Below are 26,938 nucleotides of genomic sequence, written 5' to 3'. Positions count from 1 at the left end.
AGAGATGTGATGCGCGTTCTCGCCGCTCTTGCCATGATGATGGCCAGCCTGATCGCCGTTCCGGCACAGGCCCAAAGCAGGTCCCAGGCCCAGCCCAAATTCACCACTCCCGCCAAGGCGGCACAGGTGCTGGAGGACAATGTCACCGGCCGGCCGGCCCCGCCGCCCGTCACCGACAAGGAGAATCTCTGGCTGCTCGACCTGTCGACCGGCGGCCGCGTGACGATCTGGCTGCGTCCCGATGTCGCGCCCAAGATGGTCGAGCGGATCAAGACGCTGACCCGTCGCCATTTCTATGACGGGCTGACCTTCCACCGCGTGATCGACGGCTTCATGGCGCAGGGCGGCGATCCCAAGGGCGACGGCACCGGCGGGTCGGACCTGCCCAACGTGCCCGCCGAGTTCAACTATCTGCCGCATGTCCGCGGATCGGTCGCCGCCGCGCGCGCCGACGATCCCAACAGCGCCAACAGCCAGTTCTACATCGTCTTCCAGCCACGCTTCTCGCTCGACAAGAATTACACGGTGTTCGGCCGGGTGATCGACGGCATGCAATATGTCGACAAGATCGAACGGGGCGAGCCGCCTGCGAACCCCAGCCGGATCGTCCACGCCTATGTCGCGGCCGACAATCCCCCCGCCTATGTCCCCACCCCCGTCGCCGCCCCCAACCTGGGCGCGCCGGTGACTTTGCCCGGTGCGGCCCCTGCCCCCAAGCCCGCGACCCGGCCCGCTCCGGCGCGACGCCCCGCCCCCAAGGCGGCTCCGGCCAAGAAGGCGGCAACGGCCACCAAGTGAACGTAGATCTCTTCGACTTCGCGCTGCCGCCCGAGCGGATCGCGCTTTACCCGGCATCCCCGCGCGATTCGGCGCGAATGCTGGTCCTCGACGGCGACGCCACCCGTGACGAGCGGGTGAGCGACCTGCCCGCCGCGCTGCGCCCCGGCGACCTGCTGGTCTTCAACGACACCCGCGTCATCCCCGCCCAGCTGGAGGGGATACGCGGCGAGGCGAAGATCGGCGCGACGCTGCACAAGCGCGAGGGGACGCGGCGCTGGCGCGCCTTCATCCGCAACGCCAAGCGGCTGCGCGACGGCGACGTCATCGACTTCGGCACCGGGGTCAGCGCGACCGCGCGCGACCGGGCCGAGGACGGCAGCTTCGCGCTGGACTTCGCCGGGGACGAGCCGGTCGAGCTGCTGCTGGAGCGGGCGGGCACCATGCCGCTGCCCCCCTATATCGCGCAGAAGCGCGGCGTGACCGAGAAGGACGCCGACGACTATCAGACGATGTTCGCCAACGAGCCAGGGGCGGTCGCCGCGCCCACGGCGGCGCTGCACTTCACGCCCGGCCTGCTCGAATCGCTGGCAGCCGCAGGGATCGAGCATGCCACGCTGACCCTGCATGTCGGTGCGGGCACCTTCCTGCCGGTCAAGGCCGACGACACCGTCGATCACAAGATGCACGCCGAATGGGGCCGGATCGACGCCGCCACCGCCGACCGGCTGAACGCCGTCAAGGAACGCGGCGGCCGGGTAATCGCGGTCGGCACCACTTCGCTGCGGCTGATCGAGAGCGCGGCCGGAGAAGACGGCGTGATCCGTCCGTTCGAGGGCGACACCGCCATCTTCATCACGCCGGGCTATCGCTTTCGCGGGATCGACGGGCTGATGACCAATTTCCACCTGCCGCGCTCGACCCTGTTCATGCTGGTCTCGGCGCTGATGGGGCTGGACCGGATGCAGGCGGCCTATGCCCATGCGATCGCGCACGCGTATCGCTTCTATTCCTATGGCGACGCCTCGCTGTTGCTGCCGGGGCCGCGCGCATGATCCTGCTGGCGCTGCTGCTCCAGGCGGCGACGCCGATGCCGGGGGCGAACGAGACGGTGACCGTCACCGCGCGCCCCGCGCCCTTCGCCCAGACCCCCGCGACGATGGTGGTCGAGCCGGTGGCGATGATGATCGCCGCCTTCGACGCGGACGGCGACGGAAAGACCACGCGCGAGGAGATGGAGGCGGGGGTCAAGCGATCCTACGACGCCATCGACACCGCGCATCAGGGTTCGATCGGCTATCTCCAGTTCGCCGACTGGGCCGAACGCTGGCTGGGCGACCGCAACGCGCTGCCCAGTCCGTTCGATGTCGACAAGGACAATGACAACCGCATCACCTTGCCCGAGTTGCAGGCGCACTTCTCGCGCCTGTTCTCGCGCTTCGACCGCGACCATGACGGCGCGATCAGCCGCGCCGAAGCGCTGACCATCCGCACCATTCCCGCCGACGCCAATGGCCCCACCGGCCCGCTCGCGCCCCGAGACAGAAGAAAATGACCGCCCGCTTCTCCTTCGCCATCCACGCCACCGACGGCCGCGCCCGGACCGGCACCATCACCATGAAGCGCGGCGAGATCCGCACCCCCGCCTTCATGCCCGTCGGCACCGCCGCCACCGTCAAGGCGATGAAGCCCGGCGACGTGCGCGCCAGCGGGGCGGACATCATCCTGGGCAACACCTATCACCTGATGCTGCGCCCCGGCGCGGAGCGGGTGAACCGGCTGGGGGGCTTGCACGGCTTCATGGGCTGGGACCGGCCGATCCTGACCGATTCGGGCGGCTATCAGGTGATGAGCCTGGCCGACCTGACCAAGCGGTCCGAGGACGGCGTGTCCTTCAAGAGCCATCTCGACGGCACCCGCCATATGCTCAGCCCCGAACGCTCGATCGAAATCCAGCGGCTGCTGGGCTCGAACATCGTCATGGCGTTCGACGAACTGGTCCCGACCACCTCCTCGCGCGAGGTGCAGGCCGCCGCGATGGAACGCTCGATGCGCTGGGCCAGGCGCAGCCGCGATGCCTTCGACGCGGGCGGGCAGCATGCCGAGGACAATGCGATCTTCGGCATCCAGCAGGGTGCGCTCAACGAAGGGTTCCGCAAGGCGTCGGCCGACGCGCTGATCGATATCGGGTTCGACGGCTATGCGATCGGCGGCCTGGCGGTCGGCGAGGGGCAGGAGGCGATGTTCGGCTGCCTCGACTTCGCGCCGGGTCAGTTGCCGGTCGAGAAGCCCCGCTATCTGATGGGCGTGGGCAAGCCGACCGACATCGTGGGCGCCGTCGAGCGCGGGGTCGACATGTTCGACTGCGTGCTGCCGACGCGTTCGGGGCGGACGGGGCAGGCCTTCACCCGATCGGGGCCGATCAACATCCGCAATGCTCGGTTCGCCGAGGATCAGGGGCCGCTCGATCCCGCCTGCGGTTGCCCGGTCTGCGCGCAATATAGCCGCGCCTATCTGCATCATCTGGTCCGCGCGGGCGAGATCCTGGGCGCGATGCTGATGACCGAGCATAATATCTGGTTCTATCAGCAGATGATGGCCGATCTGCGCGGCGCGATCGCCGAGGGGCGGCTCACGGCCTTTGCGGACGACTTCCGGGCGCGCTACGCTGCCAAGGAATAATCTGGTCGAGTAGGAGAGTAACATGACCGATCATACCGAAGACGCCCCCAACGAAATCCTCGCCGCCGCCAAGGAGGCCAAGGAGCATGCCGTCGCCGCGGCCGAAGCCGCCGCCGACTCGGTGAAGGACAAGACGCGCAACTGGCCGCTGGGCAAGATCGGGCTGGGCGTCGGCATCGGATCGGCCGCGATCGCCGCCGCCGTTCTCTACGGCAACCGCAACAAGTCCAAGTAACCCGCACTCCATCAAGAGGGTCTTCATGCGCCTTTTCCGTGCCGCGCTCCTGCTCGGCGTCGCCGCCCTTCCCTCGCTGGCGGGGGCACAGACCGCCACTTCTGCGCGCACGGAAAGCGTGAAGCCGATCGCCTTCACCACGCGCACCTTGCCCAACGGGCTGCGCGTCTATGCCATTCGCGACACGACGACGCCCAATGTCTCGGTCCAGGTCTGGTACGATGTCGGGTCGAAGGACGATCCCAAGGGCCGCTCGGGCTTTGCGCACATGTTCGAGCATCTGATGTTCAAGGCGACGCGCAACCTCGTCCCCGAACAGATGGATCGCCTGACCGAGGATGTCGGCGGCTATAACAACGCCTCCACCGCCGACGACTATACCAATTATTTCGAGGTGGTGCCCGCCAACCACCTGCAACGCCTGCTCTTCGCCGAGGCGGACCGAATGGCCGCGCTGGTGGTCGAGCCCAAGAGCTTCGCCAGCGAGCGCGACGTGGTGAAGGAGGAACTGCGCCAGCGCACCCTCGCCCAGCCTTATGGCAAGCTGTTCTCCATCTATTATCCCAAGCTGGCCTATACCACGCACCCCTATGCGCGGCCGGGCATCGGCAGCTTGGAGGAGCTGGAATCGGCGGGCATCGACGATGTCCGCGCCTTCCATGCGACCTATTACCGGCCCGACAATGCCGTGCTGGTCGTGTCGGGCAATTTCGACCCTGCGCAGCTCGACCGCTGGGTCGACCAGTATTTCGCGGGCATCAAGCGCCCCGCCGGTCCGATCCCGCGCGTGACGGTCGCAGAACCAGCGCGGACGGCGGCGGTGTCGCGCACCGCCTATGACGCCAATGTGCCACTTCCCGCGGTCCTCATCAGCTATCACATCCCGCCCGAGCGAAGCGCCGACACGCCCGCGCTGATGGTGCTGAACGCGATCCTGTCGGCGGGCGAAAGCTCGCGACTGTACGAGACCCTGGTGTATCGCGACCAGCTGGCGCAATCGGCCGCGACCTTCCTCGACACCAAACAGTCGACCGGCAACCTCGTCGCCTATGCGATGATGGCCAGCGGCAAACCGGTGGCCGAGGGGGAGGCCGCGCTGAAGCGCGAGATCGCCCGCCTGCGCGACCAGCCCGTCAGCGCGACCGAACTGGCCGAGGCGAAGAACGAATTGCTGACCAGCGCGCTCAAGCAGCGCGAGACGGCGGAGGGCAAGGCCAGCCTGATCGCCAACAGCGTCATCGTCGATGGCGATCCCCATGCCGCCGATCGCCAGATCGCCGCGATCCAGACGGTGACCGCCGCCGACATCCAGCGCGTGGCGCGCGCCTATCTGAAGGATCAGCAGAGCGCGACGATCCGCTACCTCCCCGACTCGGATCGCCCGGCCAATGTCCGGGAAATGCCGATCGAACTGGCGCCGACCGTCCAGACCGCCGCGCTGACCCCGCCCGCCGACATCCCGGTCGTGACCCCGGCCCCCGAGGGGCAGCGCATCCTGCCCCCCGCCCCCGGCGCGCCGATCGCGCCCGTCCTGCCCCAGCCGGTCGAGACGCGGCTGGCCAATGGCGTGCGCGTCGTCACGGTCGAGCGGCACGACCTGCCGCTGGTCACCGCCTCGCTGGTCGCGCTGGGCGGCGCGGCGACCGATCCGACCGGCAAGGCCGGGGCGAGCAGCCTGTCCGCCGAGTTGATGACCAAGGGCACGACGACCCGCTCCGCCACGCAGATCGCGCGCGCGGTCGAAAGCGTCGGCGGATCGATCGCCAGCAGCGCCACCGATGACGGCGCGACCATCGACCTGACCGTCCCCTCGGCGCAGATCGACACCGCGATGACGATCCTGGCCGATGTCGCCACCCACCCGGCCTTTGCCGCCGACGAGATCGAGCGCGCGCGGACCCAATCGATCGACGGGCTGAACGTGGCGATGAAGAACCCGGCGCAACTGTCCGCCATGGTCGCCGACCGGGTGGTGTACGGCTCGCGCGCCTATGGCCAGCCCCTGTCGGGCACGCCCGCCTCGCTCAAGGCGCTGACCCGCGCCGACCTGACCGCCGCCTATGCGCGCAGCTGGAAGCCCGGACAGGCCACGCTGCTGCTGGTCGGCGACATCACCCCGGCGCGGGCCCGGCAGGTGGCCGAGCGTTATCTGGGCAACTGGCGCGCGCCGGGTGCCACGGCCACCGCACCGCGCCCCGCCGAACCCGCCTTCCCCGCGCCGCGCGTCGTCGTCATCGACATGCCCGATGCCGGACAGGCCGGGGTCGTGGTGGCCCGCCCGGGCATTCGCCGCGCCGACGATCGCTATTATCCGCTGGCGGTCGCCAATACGGTGCTGGGCGGCGGCTTCTCGTCGCGGCTCAACCAGGAAATCCGCATCAAGCGCGGGCTGGCTTACGGCGCGGGCAGCTCGGTGGCGACCGGGCGCGACATCGGCCTGATCTCCGCACGGACCCAGACCAAGAACCCCTCGGCGGCCGAGGTGGTGGACCTGATCGATGCCGAGATGCGCAAGCTGGGCAGCGAGCCGGTGCCACCCGCCGAGCTGGCGACGCGGCAGGCGGTGCTGGTCGGCGGCTTCGGCCGGACGGTCGAGACCACGGACGGCATCGCCGACATCCTGGCCAGCTATACGCTGCAGGGCGTGCCGCTGGGCGAGCTCAGCCACTATATCCCGCGCGTCCAGGCGGTCGATCCGGCGGCGGTGCAGGCGACCTCGGCCAGCCTGCTCGATCCCAAGGCGGCGAGCATCGTGGTGGTCGGCGACGCCAGGCAGTTCCTGCCCGCGCTACGCCAGGCGCATCCGGATGTGGAGGTGATCCCGGCGGCGGCGGTCGATCTCGACACCCCCAAATTGCGTTGAGGCCAAATCCTTAACCCCAGGGGTTATAGCGCGCTGAAAAGCCACGGGACGGGAAGGACGGCGGCGCGTTGCGGGTGGCGAGGCGGACAGTAAGGCGGTTGGTGCAGGCATGGTTCGCCATGCTGGGCCTGATGCTGGCCGGGGGGCTGATGCTCGCCGCCCAGGCCGCCTGGCGACGCGGGGACGGGGCCCCGCCCCGGCCGTCTCGCGCGCCGGTCGCGCCCACGCCCGTCACGGCGCCGTCCCGCCCCCTCCCCGCCTCCGACGGCAGCACCGGCACCGTCGCGCTGCCTAGCCTGCCCATCCCGCCCGGCGCGGTCCTAGCCGACAGCGGCGTGGTCGGCGCCCAGCCCTTTCGCTGGGGCCGGGCGACGGTCGTGGACCGGGCCCGCGCGATGCAGTGCCTGACCGCCGCCATCTATTACGAAGCGGGCGGCGAGAGCATCGATGGACAGCGCGCGGTGGCGCAGGTCGTGCTCAACCGCGCGCGTCATCCCGCCTTTCCAGCCAGCGTCTGCGGCGTCGTCTATCAGGGGGTGGAACAGGCGCATTGCCAGTTCAGCTTCGTCTGCGACGGAGCATTGTCGCGGACGCCCGCCGTGGCGGGCTGGGCGCGCGCGGCGCGGATCGCGGCGGCGGCGCTGGCGGGCGGCGTCTACGCGCCGGTCGGGCTGGCGACCCATTATCACAGCTTCGCGGTCGCCCCCGGCTGGAACCGCGCGATGGTGATGACCGACATGGTCGGCGCGCATCTCTTCCATCGGTGGAAAGGCTATTGGGGTACGGCGGCGGCGATGAACCGCAGCTATGCCGGGGGCGAGGTCGTACCGGTCCTGCCGTCCGCGCGAGGCGAAGCCCCGGCCGAACTGGCGGTCGCGCCGCCGACCATGGCCGTGCCGCCGCTCCCGGCGTCCGCGAGCCCGGTCGCGACGCCGCCCGGGCCAGCGACCGAGCCGCCCAGGGCCGCGCCCACTGGCGATACGATCATCAGCGATCAGCTGGCGACGTCGGGGCAGATCCTCGACAAGTGGAAGGACAGCGGCCGCCCGCTGCCGCCCCGCGACTGACCGCGCCCGAAGCGCCGGGCGCGGTCTTGCTCACCGATCAGCGGCGATGGTTTCGGTCATGCTTCTCGAAGCGGACCTGGCGGCTGAGCACCGCATAGCGACGATCGAGATCGTTGCGCTCCGACATGCTCAGCCCCCCGCCCGAGCGGCGATAGCGATTTTCCAGACGGTCGAGCTGGCGAAGCTCGCCCCGCAGCCGATCCGCCTCGCGACGGTTGAGCGCACCCGAACGGATGCCCTGGTCGATCCGCCCCTGAAGCTGGCCCTGACGCTGGGCGATCGGGGTCCAGCGCTGCGCATCGGCGACGGTCGGAACCGCGATGGTGGCGAACCCCAGGGTCGCGAGGATCATGGCTTTCATAGCGTTACTCCCATAACAAGCGGGCGAATACTGGCCCGATCCGCAATATGGGTGGCGCTGATCCCAAAGCTATCGCAACCACCCCGCGAATATGTCGCCAAGTGTCGCAATTCGTTCGACTTTGTTCATCTTCGCTGACCTCAGGCCGCGCCCGCCAGCTCACGGATCCGCGCGACGATCGCCTCTTCCAGCCGATAGATGTCGGTCAGCGCCGCGACCGGATGGCGTGTCTCGACCTTGCCCTCGAAGGTGCCGACATAGCGCGTCGTCGGGCTGTTGAAGTGCAGACGGACCAGCGACTTGCGGTTATTGTCGTCGAGCAGCACCGCGCAATAGGATTTGGAGTCGCGGATCACCACCCGCTCCGGGTCGACATGCCGCGCGGCGATCGCCTGGACGATGCGAAAGCCCGCAATCTCGTCCTCGGTGGTGATGATTCCCGAGCCCTCGGACATATCATCCGACGCGCCCTCCTCGATCATGTCCGGGATCGGATTGGCGACGTTGAGCGCCGAGGTCAGCCGCTCGTTCACCCGGTCGCGGATCAGCGTCGCGATCGAATTGGTCAGCGCGGCGTGATATTGCTCCTTCATCGCGGCATTGGCGCGGCCGTTATAGAGGCGTGCCATCATCATCCGCACGAAATCCTCCGAGGGATGCGCGAACTCCTTCTCCAGTTCGATACGCAGCAGCGACTGGAGCTTCAGCCGCCCCGCCTCGGCAATGATCAGGTCGATGTCGAACGACGCCTTGGCGAAACGTTCCAGGATCGCCGGATCGGTGCGCCGGATGCCGTCCATCGTGAAGACGAAGAACGGCTTTTCGTCCATCTTGTTGGGCTGTTCGGTGTCGGAATAGAATTGATAGACGACCCCGTTGGTCAGGATCGCCACCCGCGCCTCGGTCGTGGAGAAATACCGATAGAGTTGCGAGGCGTGTTTCAGGTCGAGTTCGATCGAGGAGGGCTTGCACTCGATCAGGATGGCCAGCTTGCCGTCGATCGCCAGTGCGTAATCGACCTTCTCGCCCTTCTTGATACCGACGTCCGCGGTGAATTCCGGGATCACCTCGGCCGGCTTGAACACGTCATAGCCCAGCGCCTGGATGAAGGGCATGACCAGCGCGGTCTTGGCCGCTTCCTCGGTCAGCAGCAATTCGCGGTGCTGCGCGGTCCGCTTTTCCAGTTCGACCAGCTTCGTCGCCAAATCCATCGCCATCCCCATGCCTTGATCGGCGACAGCGTAGGCGAGGCGGGTGCGAAAAGGCCGGCCAGTCGCATCCGAAACGGAGGCGACCGACCGGCCCTTGATCGATCAGTGCTTGGGATCAGCGGCAGCGGACATTGTTGCGCTCGATCGCACGGCCCGCCAGCGCGCCGCCAGCGGCACCGAGCAGCGTTCCCAGCGTCTGCGACCCGCCCGAGGTGATCGCCGCGCCCAGCGCGCCGCCCGCGATGCCGCCGACGATCAGGCCGGTGGTGCCGTCGTTGCGGCGGCAATAATAGCGACCGTCCTGACCGACATAGACGCGGTCGTTGGCGCCCAGGCGGCGTTCGCGATAGCGGCTGTTGTCGACATAATAGCGGTCGGCATAATAACCGCCATAGGCCGGGTCGGGCCGGTCGTAATCATAGGCGTAGCGCGGGCCGCCATAGCCGCCGCCCAACCCGCCGCCATAGGTCGAACAACCGGAAACCAGCGTCGCGGCCGCAACCAGGCCGAGTGTCAGTGCACGCATCACATCCTCCCTTATGGGTGATGTGGGGTAATCGCTTTGATGCGACAAAAGTTGCGATATGTTAAATGGGTTTTGCCGTGTGGGAGCGGGGTTGTTTGCGGGATGTCGGGGCGTGCACTTCGACTTCGCTCAGTGCGAACGGCTTGGGTCGCCAAGGCCATTCCCATCCCCCACACTCCGTTCAGCCTGAGCGAAGTCGAAGGCCAAGGGAAAACCCGTCCCGCTCCAGTGCCCCAAAGACGCCCCTGCCGGACGAGATGTCCAAGCAAGTCATGCCGCTATCAGCGCCCCCCACCATCCCGGCGAAGGCCGGGATCCAGTTGGGCGGACATTGATGCGTTGCCCTACCCGTGCCGCGACTGGACCCCGGCCTCCGCCGGGGTGGTGCGGAAAGGAGCACACGACAGGCTGCCCCCTTCCCCATACCGGCATGGTTCCCCTCCCCATTCCGGGAAGGATCGCTACTCCGCCGCCTGCGCCTGCCCCTTGTCGAGCAGCGGCTTCAGATACTTCCCCGTGAAGCTGCGCGGTTCGGCCGCAACCACCTCCGGCGTGCCGACCGCGACGATCTCGCCGCCCTTGACGCCGCCTTCCGGCCCTAGGTCCACGATCCAGTCGGCGGTCTTGATGACGTCGAGATTATGCTCGATCACCACCACCGTATTGCCCTGTTCGACCAGCGCATGGAGCACTTCGAGCAATTTGCGGACGTCCTCGAAGTGAAGCCCCGTGGTCGGCTCGTCGAGGATATAGAGCGTGTTGCCGGTCGCGCGGCGCGACAATTCCTTGGCCAGCTTCACCCGCTGCGCCTCGCCGCCCGACAGGGTCGTCGCCTGCTGGCCGACCTTGACGTAGCCTAGGCCGACCTCGACCAGCATCGCCATCTTGTCGCGGATCGGCGGCACCGCCTGGAAGAATTCGGCGGCGTCCTCGACGGTCATGTCGAGCACATCGGCGATCGAGTGGCCCTTGAACTTCACCTCCAGCGTCTCGCGATTGTAGCGCGCGCCGTGGCAGACGTCGCACGTCACATAGACGTCGGGCAGGAAGTGCATCTCGATCTTGAGCACGCCGTCGCCCTGGCATGCCTCGCACCGGCCGCCCTTGACGTTGAAGCTGAAACGGCCGGGCTTGTAGCCCCGCGCCTGCGCCTCGGGCAGCCCGGCGAACCAGTCGCGAATCTGGGTGAAGGCGCCAGTATAGGTCGCCGGGTTCGACCGGGGCGTGCGGCCGATCGGCGACTGGTCGATGTCGATCACCTTGTCGAGATGCTCGAGCCCGCTGATCTTCTCATGCTTGCCCGCCAGGATGCGCGCGCCGTTCAGCGTGCGCGCGGCGGCGGCGTAGAGCGTGTCGATGGTGAAGCTCGACTTGCCCGAGCCCGACACGCCGGTGATGCAGGTGAAGGTGCCGAGCGGAATGCTCGCGGTCACGCCCTGGAGGTTGTTGGCGGTCGCCTTGTGCACGGTCAGCTTCTTGCCCGAGCCCTTGCGGCGCTTGGCGGGCACCGCGATCTCGCGCGTGCCGTTGAGGTAATCGGCGGTGACGCTGGTCTTGGACTTGAGCAACTGCTTGAGCGTGCCGTGCGCGACGATCTGGCCACCATGCACGCCAGCGCCCGGCCCCATGTCGATGACATAATCGGCGGTGCGGATCGCATCCTCGTCATGCTCGACCACCAGCACGGTGTTGCCCAGGTCGCGCAACCGCCGCAGCGTCGCCAGCAGCATGTCGTTGTCGCGCTGGTGAAGCCCGATCGACGGCTCGTCCAGCACGTACAGCACACCCGACAGGCCCGAACCGATCTGCGACGCGAGGCGAATCCGCTGGCTCTCGCCACCCGACAGCGTTCCGCTGGTCCGGTCGAGATTCAGGTAATCCAATCCGACATTGTTCAGGAAGCCCAGCCGCTCGACGATCTCCTTCAGGATCGGCTGCGCGATGGCGCGCTGCTGGTCGGTCAGATGTTCGGGCAGGCCGGTGAAGAAGGCCAGCGCGTCCACCACCGACAGGCGGGTCGCGTAAGAGATGTCCTGCATCGCGACCTTGACCGCCCGCGCCTCGGGCTTCAACCGCGCGCCGTGGCAGACTTCGCAGGGCTGCGACGACTGATAGTTGGACAGTTCCTCGCGCATCCACGCGCTCTCGGTCTGGAGCATCCGGCGGTTGAGATTGCCGATCACGCCCTCGAACGGCTTCTTGACGTCATAGGACTTCTTGCCGTCGATGAAGGTCAGCGTGACCGCCTTGCCCTTGGTGCCGTGCAGGATCACCTCCTGCACCTTGGGGTCGAGGTCCTTCCACGGCGTCTCCAGCGAGAAGCCGAACTCACGCGCCAGGCTGCCCAGCACCTGCATATAATAGGGGCTGGGCGGGTTGGACTTGGCCCAGGGCACGACCGCGCCCTTCTTGATCGACAACTCGTGATTGGGGACGACCAGATCCTCGTCGAAGATCAGCTTTTCGCCCAGGCCGTCACAGGCCGGGCACGCCCCCTGCGGCGCGTTGAACGAGAAAAGGCGCGGTTCGATCTCGGAAATGGTGAAGCCGGAGATCGGGCAGGCGAATTTCTCCGAGAACACGATGCGACCATCAGGCGCATTGTCGCCCAGCACCGCCGACTTGGGCGTGTGCGGCTCGACCGGATCGGCGGGATCGACATAGGCCAGGCCATCAGCCAGCTTCAGCGCGGTCTCGAAACTGTCGGCCAGGCGGGTCGCAATGTCCTCGCGCACCACCAGGCGATCGACCACCACCTCGATGTCATGCTTGAACTTCTTGTCGAGCGCGGGCGCCTCGTCGATCTCGTAGAGCTGGCCGTCGATGCGGACGCGGGTGAAGCCCGCCTTCTGCCACTCGGCCATTTCCTTGCGATATTCGCCCTTGCGGCCGCGCACCACGGGCGCGAGCAGATAGAGGCGCGTGCCCTCGGGCAACGTCATCACCCGGTCGACCATCTGGCTGACCGTCTGCGCCGCGATCGGCTCGCCGGTGGCGGGGCTGTAGGGAATGCCGACGCGCGCCCAGAGCAGGCGCATATAGTCGTAGATCTCGGTGACCGTCGCCACGGTCGAGCGCGGATTGCGGCTGGTCGTCTTCTGCTCGATCGAGATGGCGGGCGACAGCCCCTCTATATGGTCGACGTCCGGCTTCTGCATCATCTCCAGGAACTGGCGCGCATAGGCCGACAGCGACTCGACATAGCGGCGCTGCCCCTCGGCATAGATGGTGTCGAACGCCAAGCTGGATTTGCCCGACCCCGACAGGCCGGTGATCACCGTCAGCGTGTCACGGGGAATGTCGATATCGACATCCTTGAGATTGTGCTCGCGCGCGCCGCGGACGGAAATCTTGGTCAGCATAGGGCGGGTTCTACTTCTGTTCCAGGAAAAATGCCAGAGGCGAGATAGGAAGCCTGGCTTTCGCTTTCGAGAGCCGAGACTTGCGGTAACGTGCGGCAATCGCCCATGATCCCGCCCGGAGCGCGGGGATTGCACTTCTCGGTGGCTCCATGTGATATAGTATCACATCCTGTTCGTGGAGACCTTCCGTTTTGTCGAAGACCCTGCACCTGTCCGCGCTGTTGCTGCTCGCCGCCGGCACGGCCCCCGCCCTCGCGCAAAAGGCGGAGAAGACCGAAACCAAGACGACGACCACCGAGAAGAAGGACGACGAGACCAAGCGCCCGCCTCTGCCCGACGACAAGACGATCACCCAGAGCGCGCGGATCGGCGGCAGGGTCGTCAGCTACAAGGCGACGATCGGCAAGATTCCGGTGCGCGACGACAAGGGCAAGGAGATCGGGCAGGTCGTCTACACCGCCTATACCGTGCCCGGCGGCGATGTGCGGCGGCCGGTGACCTTCGCATTCAATGGCGGGCCGGGTGCCTCCTCGGTCTATCTCAACATGGGTGCGGTGGGGCCGAAGCGGGTGCCGTTCGGTGCGCAGGGCGATGCCCCCTCCGACGCGCCGATCACGACCGACAATCCCAATAGCTGGCTCGACTTCACCGACCTGGTCTTCATCGATCCCATCGGCACGGGCTTCAGCCGCAGCCTGGTCGACGAGGCGGAGACGAAGAAGGCCTTCTACGCCAACGATCCCGACATCAAATATCTGTCCAAGGTCGTCTATGACTGGCTGGTCAAGGAAGGGCGCTTGCGCTCGCCCAAATATGTGATGGGCGAAAGCTATGGCGGCTATCGCGCGCCGCGCATCGCCTATGAGCTTCAGTCGCAGATCGGCGTCGGGGTCAACGGGCTGGTGATGGTGTCGCCCTATCTCGACCCCGCCTCGGGCGACGACGCCACCGCGCTGTCGCCGCTGCCCTGGATGATCGACCTGCCCTCGATGGCGGCGGCCCAGCTGGAGCGGCAGGGCAAGCTAACCCCCGAGGCGATGGCGGGCGTCGAGGCCTATGCGCGCGGCGATTACCTGCGCGACCTGATGCGCGGGCGGTCGGACACCCAGGCGGTCGACCGGCTGGTCAGCCGCGTGACCGAGCTGACCGGCCTCGACCCCGCGCTGGTCCGCCGGCTGGGCGGGCGGATCGACACGCGGACGTACTTGCGCGAGATTCACCGCAATGATTCGACGATCGGCAGCATCTACGACTCGAACGTCACCGCCTTCGACCCCTTCCCCTGGTCGTCGCAGCAGCGTTCCAACGACCCGCTGCTCGACTCGCTGATCGCGCCGACGACCAGCGCGATGGTCGATTTCGTGACGCGCGAAGTGGGCTGGAAGACCGATGCGCGCTATCATGCGCTGTCCTATGAGGTGAACAGCGCCTGGGATCGCGGCAAGCCCGACGACACCCCCGTCACCGACCTGCGCAAGGCGATCGCCAACGATCCCAAGATGAAGGTGATGATCGTCCATGGCTGGGACGACCTGTCCTGCCCCTATTTCGCGTCGCGGCTGATCGTCGACCAGATGCCGAGCTATGGCGTGGCGCAGCGGGTGCATCTGAACGTCTATCCGGGCGGGCACATGTTCTATAGCCGTACCGACAGCGGCGCGGCGTTCCGGCGCGATGCGATGGCGATGTACGGGGGATAAGGTCTTCATCCGATCCGGATGTTTACCCCAAATCCCCACGGCCGTTCACGCTGAGCGAAGTCGAAGCGCACGCCCGGCGGTTTCCCGATTCCCTTGGCCTTCGACTTCGCTCAGGCTGAACGGAACGAGGGATTGGGCGAAACCGGTTCCAACTTTGCTTTGCCCTTTTGAAATCCTCCCGATGATCCCCATCGGGAGGATTTCAACTTATGGCGAGCCCGGCGGCGATCGAGGCGTTCATCCGGCGCTGGCAGGCGTGCGAGGGCGGGGCGGAGCGCGCCAATTATGCGCTGTTCCTGACCGAGCTGTGCGCGATCCTCGGCGTCGCGCCGCCCGAGCCCGCCCATGCCACCAGCGCGCGCAACGACTATGTCTTCGAGCGCGCGGTCGTCCTGCCCGGTGACGAGGACCGGCGCGGGCGGATCGACCTCTACAAGCGCGGCTGCTTCGTGCTGGAGGCCAAGCAGAGCCGCGAGGGCCTGGGCGCGAAATCGCTCGCCGCCGAGGGCCCGCTGCTCCCCGGCCTGCTCCCCGACGGGGCGGGCGCCGCGCCCCGGTCGCGGCAATGGGACATATTGATGCGCCGCGCGCGCGAACAGGCCGAGCAATATGCCCGCGCGCTGCCCGTCGATCATGGCTGGCCGCCCTTCCTGATCGTGGTCGATGTCGGCCGGGTGATCGAGCTGTTCGCCGACTTTTCGGGTCAGGGAAAGCATTACAAGCAATTCCCCGACCGCGCCCGCTTCCGCATCGCGCTCGACGATCTGCGCCGCGAGGAGGTGCGCCAGCGGCTGGCGGCGATCTGGGACGCGCCGCATTCGCTCGATCCGACCCGCCATGCCGCCGCCGTCACCCGCGACGTGGCGACGCGGCTGGCCAGCATCTCCAGGCTGCTGGAAGAGCGCGGGCATGAGCCGGAGGGGGTGGCGCTGTTCCTGATGCGCTGCCTGTTCACCATGTTCGCCGAGCATAGCGGACTGCTGCCCGCCGGGGGTTTCGTCACCCTGTTGTCCGACGCGCGCGAGCGGCCCGATGCCTTCGTGCCGTGGATCGAGGATCTGTGGCACTCGATGGACCGGGGCGGCGAGGCCAATGTGCTGCGCTGCGCGGTGCGGCGGTTCAATGGCGGGCTGTTCCACACCGCCGACGCCCTGCCGCTCAACCGCGAGGAGATTGGCGAGTTGCTCGCCGCCGCCAGGCGCGACTGGCGCGATGTCGAGCCCGCCATCTTCGGCACGCTGCTCGAACAGGCGCTCGATCCGGCGCAGCGGCGGCGGCTGGGCGCGCATTACACGCCGCGCGCCTATGTCGAGCGGCTGGTGACCGCGACCGTCATCGCGCCCTTGCGCGACGACTGGGCGCAGGTGCTGAGCGCGATGGAGAATGAACGCGCCGACAATCCCCGCGCCGCCGTGCAGCGGGTGCGCGATTTCCATCGGCGGCTGGCGGCGATCCGCGTCCTGGACCCCGCCTGCGGCACCGGCAATTTCCTCTATGTCACGCTCGAGCTGATGAAGCGGCTGGAGGGCGAGGTGCTGGAGGTGCTGGCCGAGCTGTCGGGCGAGGAGATACTGCATCTGGATACCGAGACGGTGCACCCGCGCAATTTCCACGGGATCGAGGTCAACGCCCGCGCCGCCGCCATCGCGCAGCTGGTGCTGTGGCTGGGCTATATACGCTGGCAGTTGCGCAATGGCGGGCAGGTGTCCGACCCGGTGCTGGAGGATGTCCAGTCGATCGTCACCGCCGACGCGCTGCTCACCCCCATGGGCCAGCGGACGCCCTGGCCGGAGGCAGAGTTCATCGTCGGCAACCCGCCCTTCATCGGCGGCAAGGACCTGCGCGGGCGCTTGCCCGAGGGCATGGCGGAGGCGCTGTGGCGCGCCTATCCCAAGATGCCGCGCGCCGCCGATTACGTCCTCTATTGGTGGGACCGCGCCGCGCAGGCGCTGACGGCGCGGGATACGCCGCTGATCCGCTTCGGCTTCGTCACGACCAATTCGATCACCCAGACCTTCGGCCGCCGGGTCATCGCCCGCGCGCTGGAGGGTACGCCGCCGCTGTCGATCCTGCTGGCCATCCCCGACCATCCCTGGACCAAGGCGACGCCCGATGCCGCGATGGTGCGGATCGCGATGACGGTCATGGGGCGCGGCACGGTCGACGGCCGACGCCTGCGCATCGCCGGGGAGAGCGGGCTGGACAGCGACACGCCTGACATCCGCTTCGCCGAGACGGTCGGGCGGATCAATGCGGACCTGTCGGTGGGAACGGACGTGACCCAGGCCCGGCCATTGCTCGCAAACCAGTGGCTGTGTTCGCCCGGCGTGAAACTCCATGGTGCGGGCTTCATCGTGTCACCGGCCGAGGCGGAAATGCTGGGGCTCGGCCGCCGCGAGGGGCTGGAACGGCATATCCGTCCCTATTGCCACGGCCGCGACCTGACCGCGCGGACGCGCGGTGCCATGGTGATCGACCTGCTTGGCCTGTCCGAAACGGAGGTGCGCCAGCGTTTCCCCGAGGTCTATGGCCATGTGCTGCGCACGGTCCGAGTGGCCCGACAAGCCCAGTTCCACAAATCGCCCACTGTAGATGCTGCGGCCTATCTCGATCGATGGTGGATCATGGGAAAGCCACGATCCGAACTCCGATCGGCGCTCGACGGCCTGTCGCGCTATATCGCGACCGTCGAGACGGCCAAGCATCGCATCTTCCAGTTCCTGCCCGCCGACACCCTGCCCGACAACATGCTGGTCTGCGTCGCCACCGAGGATGCCTTCCATCTGGGCGTCCTGTCGTCTTCGGCGAGCCTGGCATGGTCCCACGTAATGGGGGGCACGCTGGAGGATCGGCCCCGCTTCACAAAAAGCCAATGTTTCGACCCCTTCCCCTTTCCCGATGCCAGCGACCCCGCCCGCCGGGTCATCGCCGACCTCGCCGAGGAACTCGACGCCACGCGCAAGCGAATCCTGGCCGAGACGCCCGACCTGACCCTGACCGGCCTGTACAATCTGCGTCACCGACTGGTCGCGGGGGACAGGCTGACCGCCGGGGACGAAGCGCTTCGCCGCCGGGGATCGGTCGACCTGATCGCGCGACTGCACGACCAGATCGATGCCGCCGTCATCGCCGCCTATGGCTGGCCCGCCGCGATCCCGGCGGCGGAGATGGTCGCGCGGCTGGTCGCGCTCAACGCGCAGCGCCGGGCGGACGAGCGCGCCGGCCATGTCCTGTGGCTGCGCCCCGACTTCCAGAGCCGCCGCGCGGGCGCGACCCCGCTCGGCCCGACCGAACGGGCGCTGCCGCTCGCCGAGCCCGCCCCGGCCAAGCCCAGCTTTCCGCGCGACCTCGGCGGGCGGATCGCCAGCGTCTTCGCGCTGCTCGGCACCGACCGCCCCTTGTCCGCCGCCGCCATCGCCCGGCATTTCGCGCAGGGCCGCCAGGTCGAGCGCGCGGTCGTCGCCGCGCTTCAGGGCGCGGTGCGGCTGGGCTATGTCGCGCAGGGGCCGGAGGGCTATCGCCTGCGCCGGGTGGCATGAGCCGCCGATCCACGCTAGAGCCGCAACCGTATACGAAACGGAGCGAGTGACATGGCAGGGATGATCGGCGGATCGACGGCGGAGCGCGAACTGGCGGAGCTGTCGCCCTGGGCCAACCCCGCGCCGCCGATCGATGCCGCCGAACGCGCCCGCCGGATCGCGCGCGCCCGCACGCTGATGGCCGAGACGGGGGCCGATGCGCTGCTGATCGGCGCGGGGGCGTCCTTGCGCTATTTCACCGGCGTAGCCTGGGGCGCGACCGAGCGGCTGGTCGCGATGCTGCTTCCCGTCGCGGGCGATCCGATCTTCATCTGCCCCGGCTTCGAGCTGGGCTCGTTCGAGGCGAGCCTCGCCATCCCCGCCACCGACATCCGCTTGTGGGAAGAGGATGAAAGCCCCTCCGCGCTGGTCGCCGATGCGCTGGCGGCGATGGGGGCGAGGACGCTCGCCATCGATCCCGCCATGGCGTTCCTGTTCGTCGAGCGGATCCGCGCCGCCGCGCCCGGCGTCGCGCTGGTCAGCGGCGCGGCGGTCGTCGATGGCTGTCGGATGATCAAGTCGTCCGCCGAGATCGCGCTGATGCAACAGGCGATGGACATGACGCTGGAGGTGCATCGCCGCGCCGCGCGCATCCTGCACGAGGGCATTCGCGCGTCGGAGGTGATCCGCTTCATCGACGCCGCGCACCGCGCGCTGGGCGCATCGACCGGCAATTACTTCTGCGCGGTGCAGTTCGGCCGCTCGACCGCCTTTCCGCATGGCCTGCCGCAGGACGACGTGCTGCGCGACGGCGACGTGGTGCTGGTCGATACCGGCACGCTGATCGATGGCTATCATAGCGACATCACCCGCACCTATGCGTTCGGCGATGTCGGCGATGACGTCCGCCGCATCTGGGATATCGAGAAGGAGGCTCAGGCCGCCGCCTTCGCCGCCGTCCGGCCGGGCGCGCCGTGCGAGGCGGTCGATTATGCCGCCCGCGCGGTGCTGGAGCGCGCGGGGCTGGGTCCCGACTATCGCCTGCCCGGCCTGCCGCACCGCACGGGCCACGGCATCGGCCTGTCGATCCACGAGCCCGCCTATCTGGTGCGCGGCGACCGGACGCCGCTGAGCTCCGGCATGTGCTTTTCGAACGAGCCGATGATCGTCGTGCCGGATCGCTTCGGCGTGCGGCTGGAGGATCACTTCTATGTCACGGAGACGGGCGCCGCCTGGTTCACCGAGCCGCAGCCCGCGATCGACGATCTGGGGTGAGGCGCGAGCCCGGCTGAGGCCGGGATTGGTTCATGCGAAGGCGCGAAGACGCGAAGGATTTTGTTCGCGCGGAGACGCGAAGGCGCGGAGATGGTCGCCCGCGCGGCAGCGCTTTGGAATCAGCAACGGGTGGAGATTGGAGGGCCGCTGGCGCGGCGAGTCCCTCCACCTCCGCGTCTCCGCGCCTCCGCGCGAACCTCTTCTTCTTCGCGTCCTCGCGTCTTCGCGTGAAAATCGCCTCAGACGACGGTGAACCCGGCCCAGAACGGGTCCTCGCGATCGATCCAGATCGTGTTGAACCCGGTCGCGATCGCCGAGCCCTGGATCGACGGCACGATCGCCGCCTGCCCGCCCAGTTCGGTCGCTTCCTCGACCCGGCCGATGAAGCGGCTGCGGATATAGCTTTCGTGGACGAAGCGGTCGCCGACGCGCAAGCGCCCCTTGGCCGCCAGATGCGCCAACCGCGCCGAGGTGCCGGTGCCGCACGGGCTCCGGTCGATCGCGCGTTCGCCATAGAAGACCGCGTTGCGCCCATCGGCATCCTCGGCCGAGGGCTTGTCCGCCCAGAGCACATGGCTGACCCCCCGGATCGAGGGTTCGAGCGGATGAACCGGCTCGAACTTCTCGCGCACCAGTTCGCGGATCGTCCGGCTCAGCTCGACCAGCTTCGACGCGCCCAGATCGTCCAGCCCGGTATAGGCCCCCTGCGGCTCGACGATGGCGTAATAGTTGCCCCCATAGGCGACATCCAGCGTCAGCGGGCCGAAGCCCGGCACGTCGATTTCGATGCCCTCGGCCGCCAGATAGGCGGGGACGTTGCGGATGCGGACCGCCGTGACCTTGGCGCCTTCCTTCTCATATTCGATATGGATGGTCCCCGCCGGCACCTCGACCTTCAGCCTGCCCGGCTCGCGCGGGGTGATGAGGCCGTTTTCCAGGCCGAAGGTGATCATGCCGATCGTGCCGTGCCCGCACATGGGCAGGCAGCCGCTCGTCTCGATGAACAGGATCGCCGCGTCGCTGTCGGGCTCGCACGGCGGATAGAGGAAGCCGCCCGACATCATGTCATGCCCGCGCGGCTCGAAGCACAGGCCGGTGCGGATCCAGTCGAAGCGCTCCAGAAAGTCCAGCCGCCGCTCGGCCATGCTGCTCCCGCGCAGCAGCGGCGCACCGCCCGCGACCAGCCGGACCGGATTGCCCGCAGTATGGCCGTCGATACAGAAAAAGGTGTGGCGGATGGTCGGTGACGTCATCGGGATTCCCTTGCTAGGAAATCCGTATACGATATGACCCGACTTATGCCCAAGCCCGAAAATCACGCCGCCGCCCCGCAAGATCGCACCGCCCTGATCGTCGGGGGCGGCGTCATCGGCACCACCACCGCGCTGGCGCTGCAACGGGCCGGATGGGCGGTGACGCTGGTCGAGGCGGAGGACACCCCGCGCGCCGCCTCCTGGGGCAATGCAGGCCATATCGCGACCGAGCAGGCCGAGCCGATCGCCTCGCCCGCGATGGTGCGCGGCTTTGCCAGACGGCTGTTCTTTCGCGGCGGCGCGCTGGCGCTGCCCCCGCGCGAGATCGCGACCTGGCTGCCCTTCGCGCTGCGGTTGCTGGGCGCGGCGCGGGCGGATCGCTATCGGCGGGCGCATGGCGCGCTTGCCGCTCTGCTGGCACAGGCCATGCCCGCCTGGCGGCGTCATGTCGCGGCGCTGGGCGCGCCCGAGCTGCTGCGCGAGGACGGTCATGTCGTGCTGTGGGAAACCCCCGAAAGCGCCGCGCGCGGGCTTGCCGGGTGGCAGGCGGCGGATACCGGCACCGCGCGCTTCCGCGCCCTGACCGAGGCGGAGTTGCAGGACTGGCACACCCGCGTCCACGCCCCGCTCGCGGGCGGCATCCGCTTCGAGGGGAGCGGCCAGATCGCCGACCCGACCCATCTTGCCGAGGCCACCCTCGCCCGCTTCCTGGCGGACGGCGGCACGCGCATCGTGGGACGCGTGGCGGCGGTCGGCGACGGCGAGGCGCGGCTCGAAGACGGCCGCCGCCTGTCGGCAGCGCAGATCGTCGTGACGGCGGGCCTGGCGAGCGCGGCGCTGCTCCGTCCGTTCCGGCTCAAGGCCCCGATCATCGCCGAGCGCGGCTATCACCTCCAGACCGGCCCGGCGGTCGACTGGCCCGCCGACCTGCCCCCGGTGGTGTTCGAGGACCGCTCGATGATCGTTACCCGCTTCGCCGGTGGCCTGCGCGCCGCCAGCATCGTCGAGTTCGCCCGCGCCCAGGCCAGACCAGACCCCGCCAAGTGGAACCGCCTGCGCCACCACATCACCGCGCTGGGTCTGCCGATCGGCGAGGACGCCAAACCCTGGATGGGCGCGCGGCCGACCCTGCCGGACTATTTGCCCGCGATCGGGCGGGTGCCGGGAACGACGGGCGTGTCCTATGCCTTCGGGCACAACCATCTGGGGCTGACGCTTGCGCCGATTACCGGCGAGCTGGTGACGGCGATGCTGGACGGAAAGACGTCACCCGCGCCTCTGGAACCGTTCGGATTGGCGCGGTTCGGGTGATCCGGAAACGACATGCACCGGCGCGAATGACGGAAATGGGTGGGAAGAGCACAAGCGGCCCGGATCAGTTTGTCGGCCGATCACTTGGCGGCAGGCCCAAGCTCTCTCGAAAGGAAGCGGTCGCGTCGCGGGGCTGCGCCATCGCGTAGGCATACAGGTCTACAAGTTGGGAACGGAGGTGAGTGCGCTCGACCCAAAGCTCATCCTTGGCCCTGATCAAGGCGGACAGAAGGTCACCGGGATAGCAGTCCGCGTCAAGCAGTGGGTCGTCGCTCAAACGCTGGAAAGCTACGTCGAGAATGAAAGGTATTCCTACACGCTGTCTGACGGCTAACCGCAACTCCTCATCAGTTAGACTACCAATAGGCTTTTTTCGGATTGCATGAATCCGCTGCACCATGGGGGTGTCCTCCTGATCCGGCTCATCCCAAATCACACCCTCCAACTGTTCAAGCGTGAGGCAGACGTTCGTTTCGCTCACCAAGGGCATAGGGTAGCGTATCAACCTATAGAATGTCGGCAAGTGGGCGAACGCGGAACGGCAGCTTTTGAGAGCGGGCAACACGAGACGTCTGTCTGTGCGAAACGAAAAGCTGTTCCGTTATAGCGTGTATGGATATTGATAAGCACGTCGAACCCTCCCGGACTTGTCCACTTCGAACAAGAGAGAATAGTCCGACACTCCCCAAATACCGAACGCAAGCAGGTATGTTGATGCAGTGAGCCGCCTCGCCTCTTCAATCTTCAGCGGCCGCATCATGGTTTGCCCGGGATACGCTGCCCAGCAACGATAAATCTCTGCTATCGCAAATGGAGGTATATTACCTTCCGCCATAGGTAAGCGGCTAATATAGCCTTCATAGGTCGGAATTTTTCCAACCATATACTTGCAGGATTGAGCGTTCCGAAAATTTTGGGCTTTCCAACCCAACAAGGCAGAGCAGAAAGAAAGCAGCACGCCAGCAATAATCAGCCGTACCATCGTCTTCGCATCCTTCGCTGCACGGAAGGCCAGAAGACTGAACGAACGACCGAAGTGGAGCAAGCACCTCAAGCCGCTGAATGCCCGAAAGTGGGCGACATCCCCCATTCCGTGCAAGGAAATCCCAACCACGCCGCGACTATCCCGACCACGCCTCCCCCCTCGACATCCCGCCCCCATCCGCTATCGGTTAACCACAGCGCATCGGGGGGAGCGGCGACCGGGTCCGTGCAGATCAAGCGGCTTCGCATTTCGGGTTTCAAGAGCTTCGTCGATCCGGCCGATCTGGTCATCGAACCGGGGCTGACCGGCGTTGTCGGGCCCAATGGCTGCGGCAAGTCGAACCTGCTCGAGGCGCTGCGCTGGACGATGGGGGAAAACAGTGCGCGGTCGATGCGCGGCGCGGGGATGGAAGACGTCATCTTCGCGGGCACCGCCAGCCGCCCGCCGCGCGACTTCGCCGAGGTCACGATCCTGGCCGAGCGCGAGGGCGAGGAGACCGAGATCGTCCGCCGGATCGAACGCGGCGCGGGCTCGGCATACCGGATCGACGGGCGCGACGTGCGCGCCAAGGACGTGGCGCTGCTGTTCGCCGATGCCGCGACCGGCGCGCATTCGCCCGCGCTCGTCAGCCAGAACCGGATCGGCGCGGTCATCGCCGCCAAGCCCGCCGAGCGCCGCGCGATGCTGGAGGAAGCCGCCGGGATCGCCGGGCTCCACGTCCGCCGCCGCGATGCGGAGGCCAAGCTGCGCGCGACCGAGGCCAATCTCACCCGGCTGGACGAGGCGATCGCCGACCAGGATGCCCGCATCGCGACCCTGCGGCGACAGGCGCGCGCGGCGGAGCGCTATCGCCTGATCTCCGACCAGATCCGCATGGCCGAGGCGCGGATGATCTTCGCCCGCTGGCGCGACGCCGCCGATGCCGCCGCGGCCGCCCGGATCGAGGCCGACGCCGCCGAACGCCGCGTGACCGAGACGACGCAGGCCGAGCGGGTCGCCGCCGGGGCGCAGGAGCAGGCGGTGGCGCTGGCCGCGCGGACCCGTGCCGCCGCACTGGCGGCGCGCGATGCGTTGAGCGAGGCGGGCCATGCCCTGTCCCGCGCCCGCGACCAGCGTCACGGGCTGCAACGCCGGATCGAGGAACTGGCATCCTCGCGCACCCGTGTCGGCGAGGACCGCGCGCGCGAGGATGCGCTGGCGCATGACGCCGCCGCCGCCATCCAACGGCTGACCGACGAGCGCGAGGATCTGGACGCGCGCATTGCCCATGCGACCCAGGCCATGCCCCGGCTCGACACGCTGCTGGCCGAGGCGGAGAGCAAGAATCGCGATGCCGAGGTGGCGCTGGCGCGGGCCCTGTCCGCCCAGGCCGCCGAAGCCGCCGAACGTCGCATCGCCGAGGCCGGGCTGACCTCCGCGCGGGCGCGCCACGAACGCGCCGAGCGCGAGGCGCGCGGAGTCGCCGCCGCGATCGAGGCGCTGCCCGACCTGGCCGGGCAGGAGGCGGTGCGCGACGCCGCCATCGCCGCCCAGGCCGCCGCGCGCACCGATGCCGACAAGGCGCGCGCCGCCTCGCAATGGGCCGAGGAGAGCGAGGCGATGGCCACCGCCGAACGCGATCCCGCCGAGGCAGCGCGCGCGCAGGCGATCGCCGCGCTCGCCGCGCTGGAGGCCGAGATGACCGCGCTGACCCGCGCGACCGAGCGCAAGGGCGGCGACCGGCTGCTCGACGAGGTGCAGGCCGATCCGGGGTTCGAGCGCGCGCTGGCGGCGGCGCTGGGCGACGAGCTGGATACGCCTTTGGTCGACTGGCAGGGATCGCCCATCGCCGAGGACGATCCCCCCGCCCCGGTCGGCACGCTGCCGCTGGGCGCGCGGATCCAGGCGCCCGAGACGCTGGCGCGGCGGCTGTCGCAGATCTTCCTGGTCGAGGCGGATTCGGGCCAGCCGCTCCGCGTCGGCCAGCGGCTGGTCACGCGCGAGGGGCGGCTGCGGCGCTGGGACGGCTACGTCGGCGAGGGCGGCGGCGCGGCGGCGGCGGAGCGGATGGAACGCCGCAACCGGCTGGCGAAGCTGGAGGCGGAGCGTCCGGCGGCCGAAAGCGCGGTCGCCGCCGCCACCGCCGCGCGCGTCACGATCGACGAGCGGATCGCGCGTGCACGGGGTGCCGCCGCCAGCGCCCGCACGCTGCTCGCCCAGGCCGAGGCCGCGCATCGCGAGGCGCAGCGGGCCGAGGACCGGGCGCAGGCGCAGATCGAGCGCCTGTCCGGACAGCGCGCCGATCTCGCCATCCGCGCCGAACGGATCGCCAACGAGATGGACGAGGCGGCGATCGAATGCGACCGCGCCGCCGCCGCGCTCGCCGCCCTGCCCGACGGCAGCGCGAGCGCGGCGGAGACGGCGCGGCTCCAGACCGAGACGCAGCTCGCCCGCTCGGCGGTGGCGCTGGCGCGGTCGGAGCGGACTACGCTGGAACGCAGCCTGGCGCAGACCCGCGACCGGCTGGCCGCCGCCATTGCCGAGGCACAGGGCTGGGAACAGCGCGCGGGTCAGGCGGCGGGGCGGATCGCCGAGATGGATGCCCGCGCCGCCACGCTGGACCGCGATACCGCCGCCATCGCCGATCGTCCGGCGCAGCTGGCCGAGGAGATCGCCACGCTCGCCGCCGCGCATGACGCCGCCAAGGCGGAGGCGGAGCGGACCCAGGCGGAAGAAGCCGAAGCCGAACGCGCGCTGCGCGCGGCGGAGGCCGCGCATGCCGGGGCCAACGCCCTGCTGTCGGCGGCGCGGGAAGCGCGGGCTGGCGCGCTGGCGCGGGTCGAGAATCACGAATTGCGCCGGGTCGAGCTGGGCCGCGTCTCGGGCGAGCGCTTCGCCTGCCCCGCGCCGGTCCTGCCGGAGAAGCTGGGGTTCGAGAGCACGGGCGTCGGCTCGCCCCAGGCCGAGGGGGCCGCGCATGAGAAGCTGTCCGCCGATCGCGAGCGGATCGGTCCGGTCAACCTCGTCGCCGAACAGGAACTGGCCGAACTCGAGGCCAGCGGCGCGGCGAGCGCGGCGGAGCGCGAGGATCTGGTCCAGGCGGTGGCGCGGCTGCGCGGTTCGATCGGGCTGCTCAACCGCGAGGGGCGGCAGCGGCTGCTCGAGGCGTTCGAGGCGGTCAACGGGCATTTCCAGACGCTGTTCGCGACACTGTTCGACGGCGGCTCGGCGCATCTGGCGCTGGTCGATTCGGACGATCCGCTGGAGGCGGGGCTGGAGATCATGGCGCAGCCGCCGGGCAAGCGGCTCCAGTCGCTGACCCTGTTGTCGGGAGGCGAACAGGCGCTGACGGCGGTGGCGCTGATCTTCGGGCTGTTCCTGACCAACCCCGCGCCGATCTGCGTGCTGGACGAGGTCGACGCGCCGCTGGACGACGCCAATATCGACCGTTTCTGCGGGCTGCTCGACCGGATGACGCGCGAGACGGACACGCGCTATCTGATCGTGACGCACAATGCGGTGACGATGAGCCGGATGCACCGGCTGTTCGGCGTGACGATGATCGAACGCGGGGTCAGCCGGCTGGTGTCGGTGGATTTGCAGGCGGCGGAGACGTTGCTGGCGGCGGAGTGAGGCCCGCTTCGAAGCGGCGATCCGGCGAATTACACCCGTTCCCCGGCGAAGGCCGGGGTCCAGTTGCTATATGTCATCGAAGGCGCCGAGCATTGGCCTCCCCCGCATCGGGTGGCGCGCCACAGACTTGGTGGAGCCTGGGCCCCGGCCTTCGCCGGGGAACGGAACCCCGTTCAGGCTGAGCGAAGTCGAAGCCCACG

General features: G+C 68.5%; 19 protein-coding genes. 12 read left to right on the top strand and 7 right to left on the bottom strand.

Features of this window, described 5'->3' with window-relative positions; genetic code table 11:
* The first annotated feature begins 9 nt into the window (after positions 1–9).
* The 7 genes from ACFX59_RS10455 to ACFX59_RS10425 all read left to right on the top strand — a co-directional run bounded on the left by ACFX59_RS10455 (position 10) and on the right by ACFX59_RS10425 (position 7,624).
* A complete protein-coding gene (locus tag ACFX59_RS10455) occupies positions 10–798 on the top strand; it encodes a peptidylprolyl isomerase (RefSeq protein ID WP_387432200.1) in 789 nt (262 codons plus the stop codon).
* Complete coding sequence (queA, locus tag ACFX59_RS10450; protein WP_387432199.1) at positions 795–1,832, top strand: tRNA preQ1(34) S-adenosylmethionine ribosyltransferase-isomerase QueA; 1,038 nt, start codon at positions 795–797, stop codon at positions 1,830–1,832. The genes ACFX59_RS10455 and queA overlap by 4 nt, the downstream gene beginning before the upstream one ends.
* Positions 1,829–2,332: an EF-hand domain-containing protein gene (locus tag ACFX59_RS10445; protein ID WP_387432198.1), complete on the top strand. Its 504-nt coding sequence runs from the start codon at positions 1,829–1,831 to the stop codon at positions 2,330–2,332. The genes queA and ACFX59_RS10445 overlap by 4 nt, the downstream gene beginning before the upstream one ends.
* A complete protein-coding gene (tgt, locus tag ACFX59_RS10440) occupies positions 2,329–3,459 on the top strand; it encodes a tRNA guanosine(34) transglycosylase Tgt (protein WP_387432197.1) in 1,131 nt (376 codons plus the stop codon). Before ACFX59_RS10445 ends, tgt begins: the two co-directional genes overlap by 4 nt.
* 22 nt (positions 3,460–3,481) lie before the next feature.
* Entirely contained in the window at positions 3,482–3,694 is a 213-nt protein-coding gene (locus ACFX59_RS10435) for a hypothetical protein (RefSeq protein WP_307102939.1), read from the top strand.
* 25 nt (positions 3,695–3,719) lie between these two features.
* Positions 3,720–6,557 (top strand): M16 family metallopeptidase, encoded by a 2,838-nt coding sequence (locus tag ACFX59_RS10430; protein WP_387432195.1) that lies wholly within the window; start codon positions 3,720–3,722, stop codon positions 6,555–6,557.
* A gap of 101 nt (positions 6,558–6,658) precedes the next feature.
* Positions 6,659–7,624, top strand: coding sequence for a cell wall hydrolase (locus ACFX59_RS10425; protein ID WP_387432193.1), 966 nt, complete (start codon positions 6,659–6,661; stop codon positions 7,622–7,624).
* 37 nt (positions 7,625–7,661) lie between these two features.
* On the opposite strand, the gene ACFX59_RS10420 is transcribed toward ACFX59_RS10425, so the two are convergent.
* The 4 genes from ACFX59_RS10420 to uvrA all read right to left on the bottom strand — a co-directional run bounded on the left by ACFX59_RS10420 (position 7,662) and on the right by uvrA (position 13,084).
* Positions 7,662–7,985, bottom strand: a complete 324-nt coding sequence (locus ACFX59_RS10420; RefSeq protein WP_309692755.1) for a hypothetical protein — start codon at positions 7,983–7,985, stop codon at positions 7,662–7,664.
* Positions 7,986–8,125: 140 nt separating this feature from the next.
* Positions 8,126–9,196, bottom strand: a complete 1,071-nt coding sequence (locus tag ACFX59_RS10415; protein ID WP_387432192.1) for a type I restriction endonuclease — start codon at positions 9,194–9,196, stop codon at positions 8,126–8,128.
* A 115-nt stretch (positions 9,197–9,311) separates the two neighbouring features.
* Positions 9,312–9,722: a glycine zipper 2TM domain-containing protein gene (locus ACFX59_RS10410; protein ID WP_307102929.1), complete on the bottom strand. Its 411-nt coding sequence runs from the start codon at positions 9,720–9,722 to the stop codon at positions 9,312–9,314.
* 461 nt (positions 9,723–10,183) lie between these two features.
* Positions 10,184–13,084 carry an excinuclease ABC subunit UvrA gene (gene uvrA, locus ACFX59_RS10405; protein ID WP_309699169.1) on the bottom strand — a complete coding sequence of 967 codons (2,901 nt, stop codon included), beginning with the start codon at positions 13,082–13,084 and terminating at the stop codon, positions 10,184–10,186.
* A gap of 191 nt (positions 13,085–13,275) precedes the next feature.
* Here uvrA and ACFX59_RS10400 point away from each other — a divergent pair, with 191 nt between their 5' ends.
* The 3 genes from ACFX59_RS10400 to ACFX59_RS10390 all read left to right on the top strand — a co-directional run bounded on the left by ACFX59_RS10400 (position 13,276) and on the right by ACFX59_RS10390 (position 19,577).
* Positions 13,276–14,784 (top strand): S10 family peptidase, encoded by a 1,509-nt coding sequence (locus ACFX59_RS10400; RefSeq protein ID WP_387432190.1) that lies wholly within the window; start codon positions 13,276–13,278, stop codon positions 14,782–14,784.
* A gap of 209 nt (positions 14,785–14,993) precedes the next feature.
* Positions 14,994–18,323, top strand: coding sequence for a class I SAM-dependent DNA methyltransferase (locus tag ACFX59_RS10395; protein ID WP_387432188.1), 3,330 nt, complete (start codon positions 14,994–14,996; stop codon positions 18,321–18,323).
* Positions 18,324–18,374: 51 nt separating this feature from the next.
* On the top strand, positions 18,375–19,577 hold the full coding sequence (locus ACFX59_RS10390) for a M24 family metallopeptidase (RefSeq protein ID WP_387432187.1): 1,203 nt from the start codon (positions 18,375–18,377) through the stop codon (positions 19,575–19,577).
* Positions 19,578–19,816: 239 nt separating this feature from the next.
* Here the strand turns inward: ACFX59_RS10390 and ACFX59_RS10385 are convergent, their stop codons facing one another.
* On the bottom strand, positions 19,817–20,830 hold the full coding sequence (locus ACFX59_RS10385; protein ID WP_387432186.1) for a 4-hydroxyproline epimerase: 1,014 nt from the start codon (positions 20,828–20,830) through the stop codon (positions 19,817–19,819).
* A 33-nt stretch (positions 20,831–20,863) separates the two neighbouring features.
* Between ACFX59_RS10385 and ACFX59_RS10380 the strand changes: the two genes are divergently transcribed.
* Positions 20,864–22,141 carry an NAD(P)/FAD-dependent oxidoreductase gene (locus tag ACFX59_RS10380; RefSeq protein WP_387432185.1) on the top strand — a complete coding sequence of 426 codons (1,278 nt, stop codon included), beginning with the start codon at positions 20,864–20,866 and terminating at the stop codon, positions 22,139–22,141.
* A gap of 64 nt (positions 22,142–22,205) precedes the next feature.
* On the opposite strand, the gene ACFX59_RS10375 is transcribed toward ACFX59_RS10380, so the two are convergent.
* Both ACFX59_RS10375 and ACFX59_RS10370 read right to left on the bottom strand, forming a co-directional pair.
* Positions 22,206–22,631 (bottom strand): contact-dependent growth inhibition system immunity protein, encoded by a 426-nt coding sequence (locus ACFX59_RS10375; protein WP_387432184.1) that lies wholly within the window; start codon positions 22,629–22,631, stop codon positions 22,206–22,208.
* Between the two features lie 111 nt (positions 22,632–22,742).
* The gene (locus ACFX59_RS10370) at positions 22,743–23,123 is read right to left on the bottom strand and encodes a hypothetical protein (protein WP_387432183.1); all 381 of its coding nucleotides are present in this window, start codon (positions 23,121–23,123) and stop codon (positions 22,743–22,745) included.
* 228 nt (positions 23,124–23,351) lie between these two features.
* On the opposite strand from ACFX59_RS10370, the gene ACFX59_RS10365 reads away from it, so the two are divergent.
* Entirely contained in the window at positions 23,352–26,738 is a 3,387-nt protein-coding gene (locus tag ACFX59_RS10365) for a chromosome segregation SMC family protein (RefSeq protein WP_387432182.1), read from the top strand.
* The last annotated feature ends 200 nt before the right edge of the window (positions 26,739–26,938 follow it).

This window comes from Sphingomonas sp. NCPPB 2930, assembly GCF_042867205.1.
In the GTDB taxonomy this organism is placed as follows: domain Bacteria; phylum Pseudomonadota; class Alphaproteobacteria; order Sphingomonadales; family Sphingomonadaceae; genus Sphingomonas.
This window is presented reverse-complemented; position numbering and strand designations above follow the sequence as displayed.

Excerpts from the sequence above, each read along its gene's own strand:
- ACFX59_RS10420 (WP_309692755.1), bottom strand. The coding sequence starts at position 7,985 with ATGAAAGCCATGATCCTCGCGACCCTGGGGTTCGCCACCATCGCGGTT.
- ACFX59_RS10370 (WP_387432183.1), bottom strand. The coding sequence starts at position 23,123 with ATGGTACGGCTGATTATTGCTGGCGTGCTGCTTTCTTTCTGCTCTGCC.
- ACFX59_RS10375 (WP_387432184.1), bottom strand. The coding sequence starts at position 22,631 with ATGCCCTTGGTGAGCGAAACGAACGTCTGCCTCACGCTTGAACAGTTG.
- ACFX59_RS10380 (WP_387432185.1), top strand. The coding sequence starts at position 20,864 with ATGACCCGACTTATGCCCAAGCCCGAAAATCACGCCGCCGCCCCGCAA.
- ACFX59_RS10410 (WP_307102929.1), bottom strand. The coding sequence starts at position 9,722 with ATGCGTGCACTGACACTCGGCCTGGTTGCGGCCGCGACGCTGGTTTCC.
- ACFX59_RS10385 (WP_387432186.1), bottom strand. The coding sequence starts at position 20,830 with ATGACGTCACCGACCATCCGCCACACCTTTTTCTGTATCGACGGCCAT.
- ACFX59_RS10430 (WP_387432195.1), top strand. The coding sequence starts at position 3,720 with ATGCGCCTTTTCCGTGCCGCGCTCCTGCTCGGCGTCGCCGCCCTTCCC.
- ACFX59_RS10415 (WP_387432192.1), bottom strand. The coding sequence starts at position 9,196 with ATGGATTTGGCGACGAAGCTGGTCGAACTGGAAAAGCGGACCGCGCAG.
- ACFX59_RS10395 (WP_387432188.1), top strand. The coding sequence starts at position 14,994 with ATGGCGAGCCCGGCGGCGATCGAGGCGTTCATCCGGCGCTGGCAGGCG.
- ACFX59_RS10390 (WP_387432187.1), top strand. The coding sequence starts at position 18,375 with ATGGCAGGGATGATCGGCGGATCGACGGCGGAGCGCGAACTGGCGGAG.
- ACFX59_RS10435 (WP_307102939.1), top strand. The coding sequence starts at position 3,482 with ATGACCGATCATACCGAAGACGCCCCCAACGAAATCCTCGCCGCCGCC.
- ACFX59_RS10445 (WP_387432198.1), top strand. The coding sequence starts at position 1,829 with ATGATCCTGCTGGCGCTGCTGCTCCAGGCGGCGACGCCGATGCCGGGG.
- uvrA (WP_309699169.1), bottom strand. The coding sequence starts at position 13,084 with ATGCTGACCAAGATTTCCGTCCGCGGCGCGCGCGAGCACAATCTCAAG.
- tgt (WP_387432197.1), top strand. The coding sequence starts at position 2,329 with ATGACCGCCCGCTTCTCCTTCGCCATCCACGCCACCGACGGCCGCGCC.
- ACFX59_RS10455 (WP_387432200.1), top strand. The coding sequence starts at position 10 with ATGCGCGTTCTCGCCGCTCTTGCCATGATGATGGCCAGCCTGATCGCC.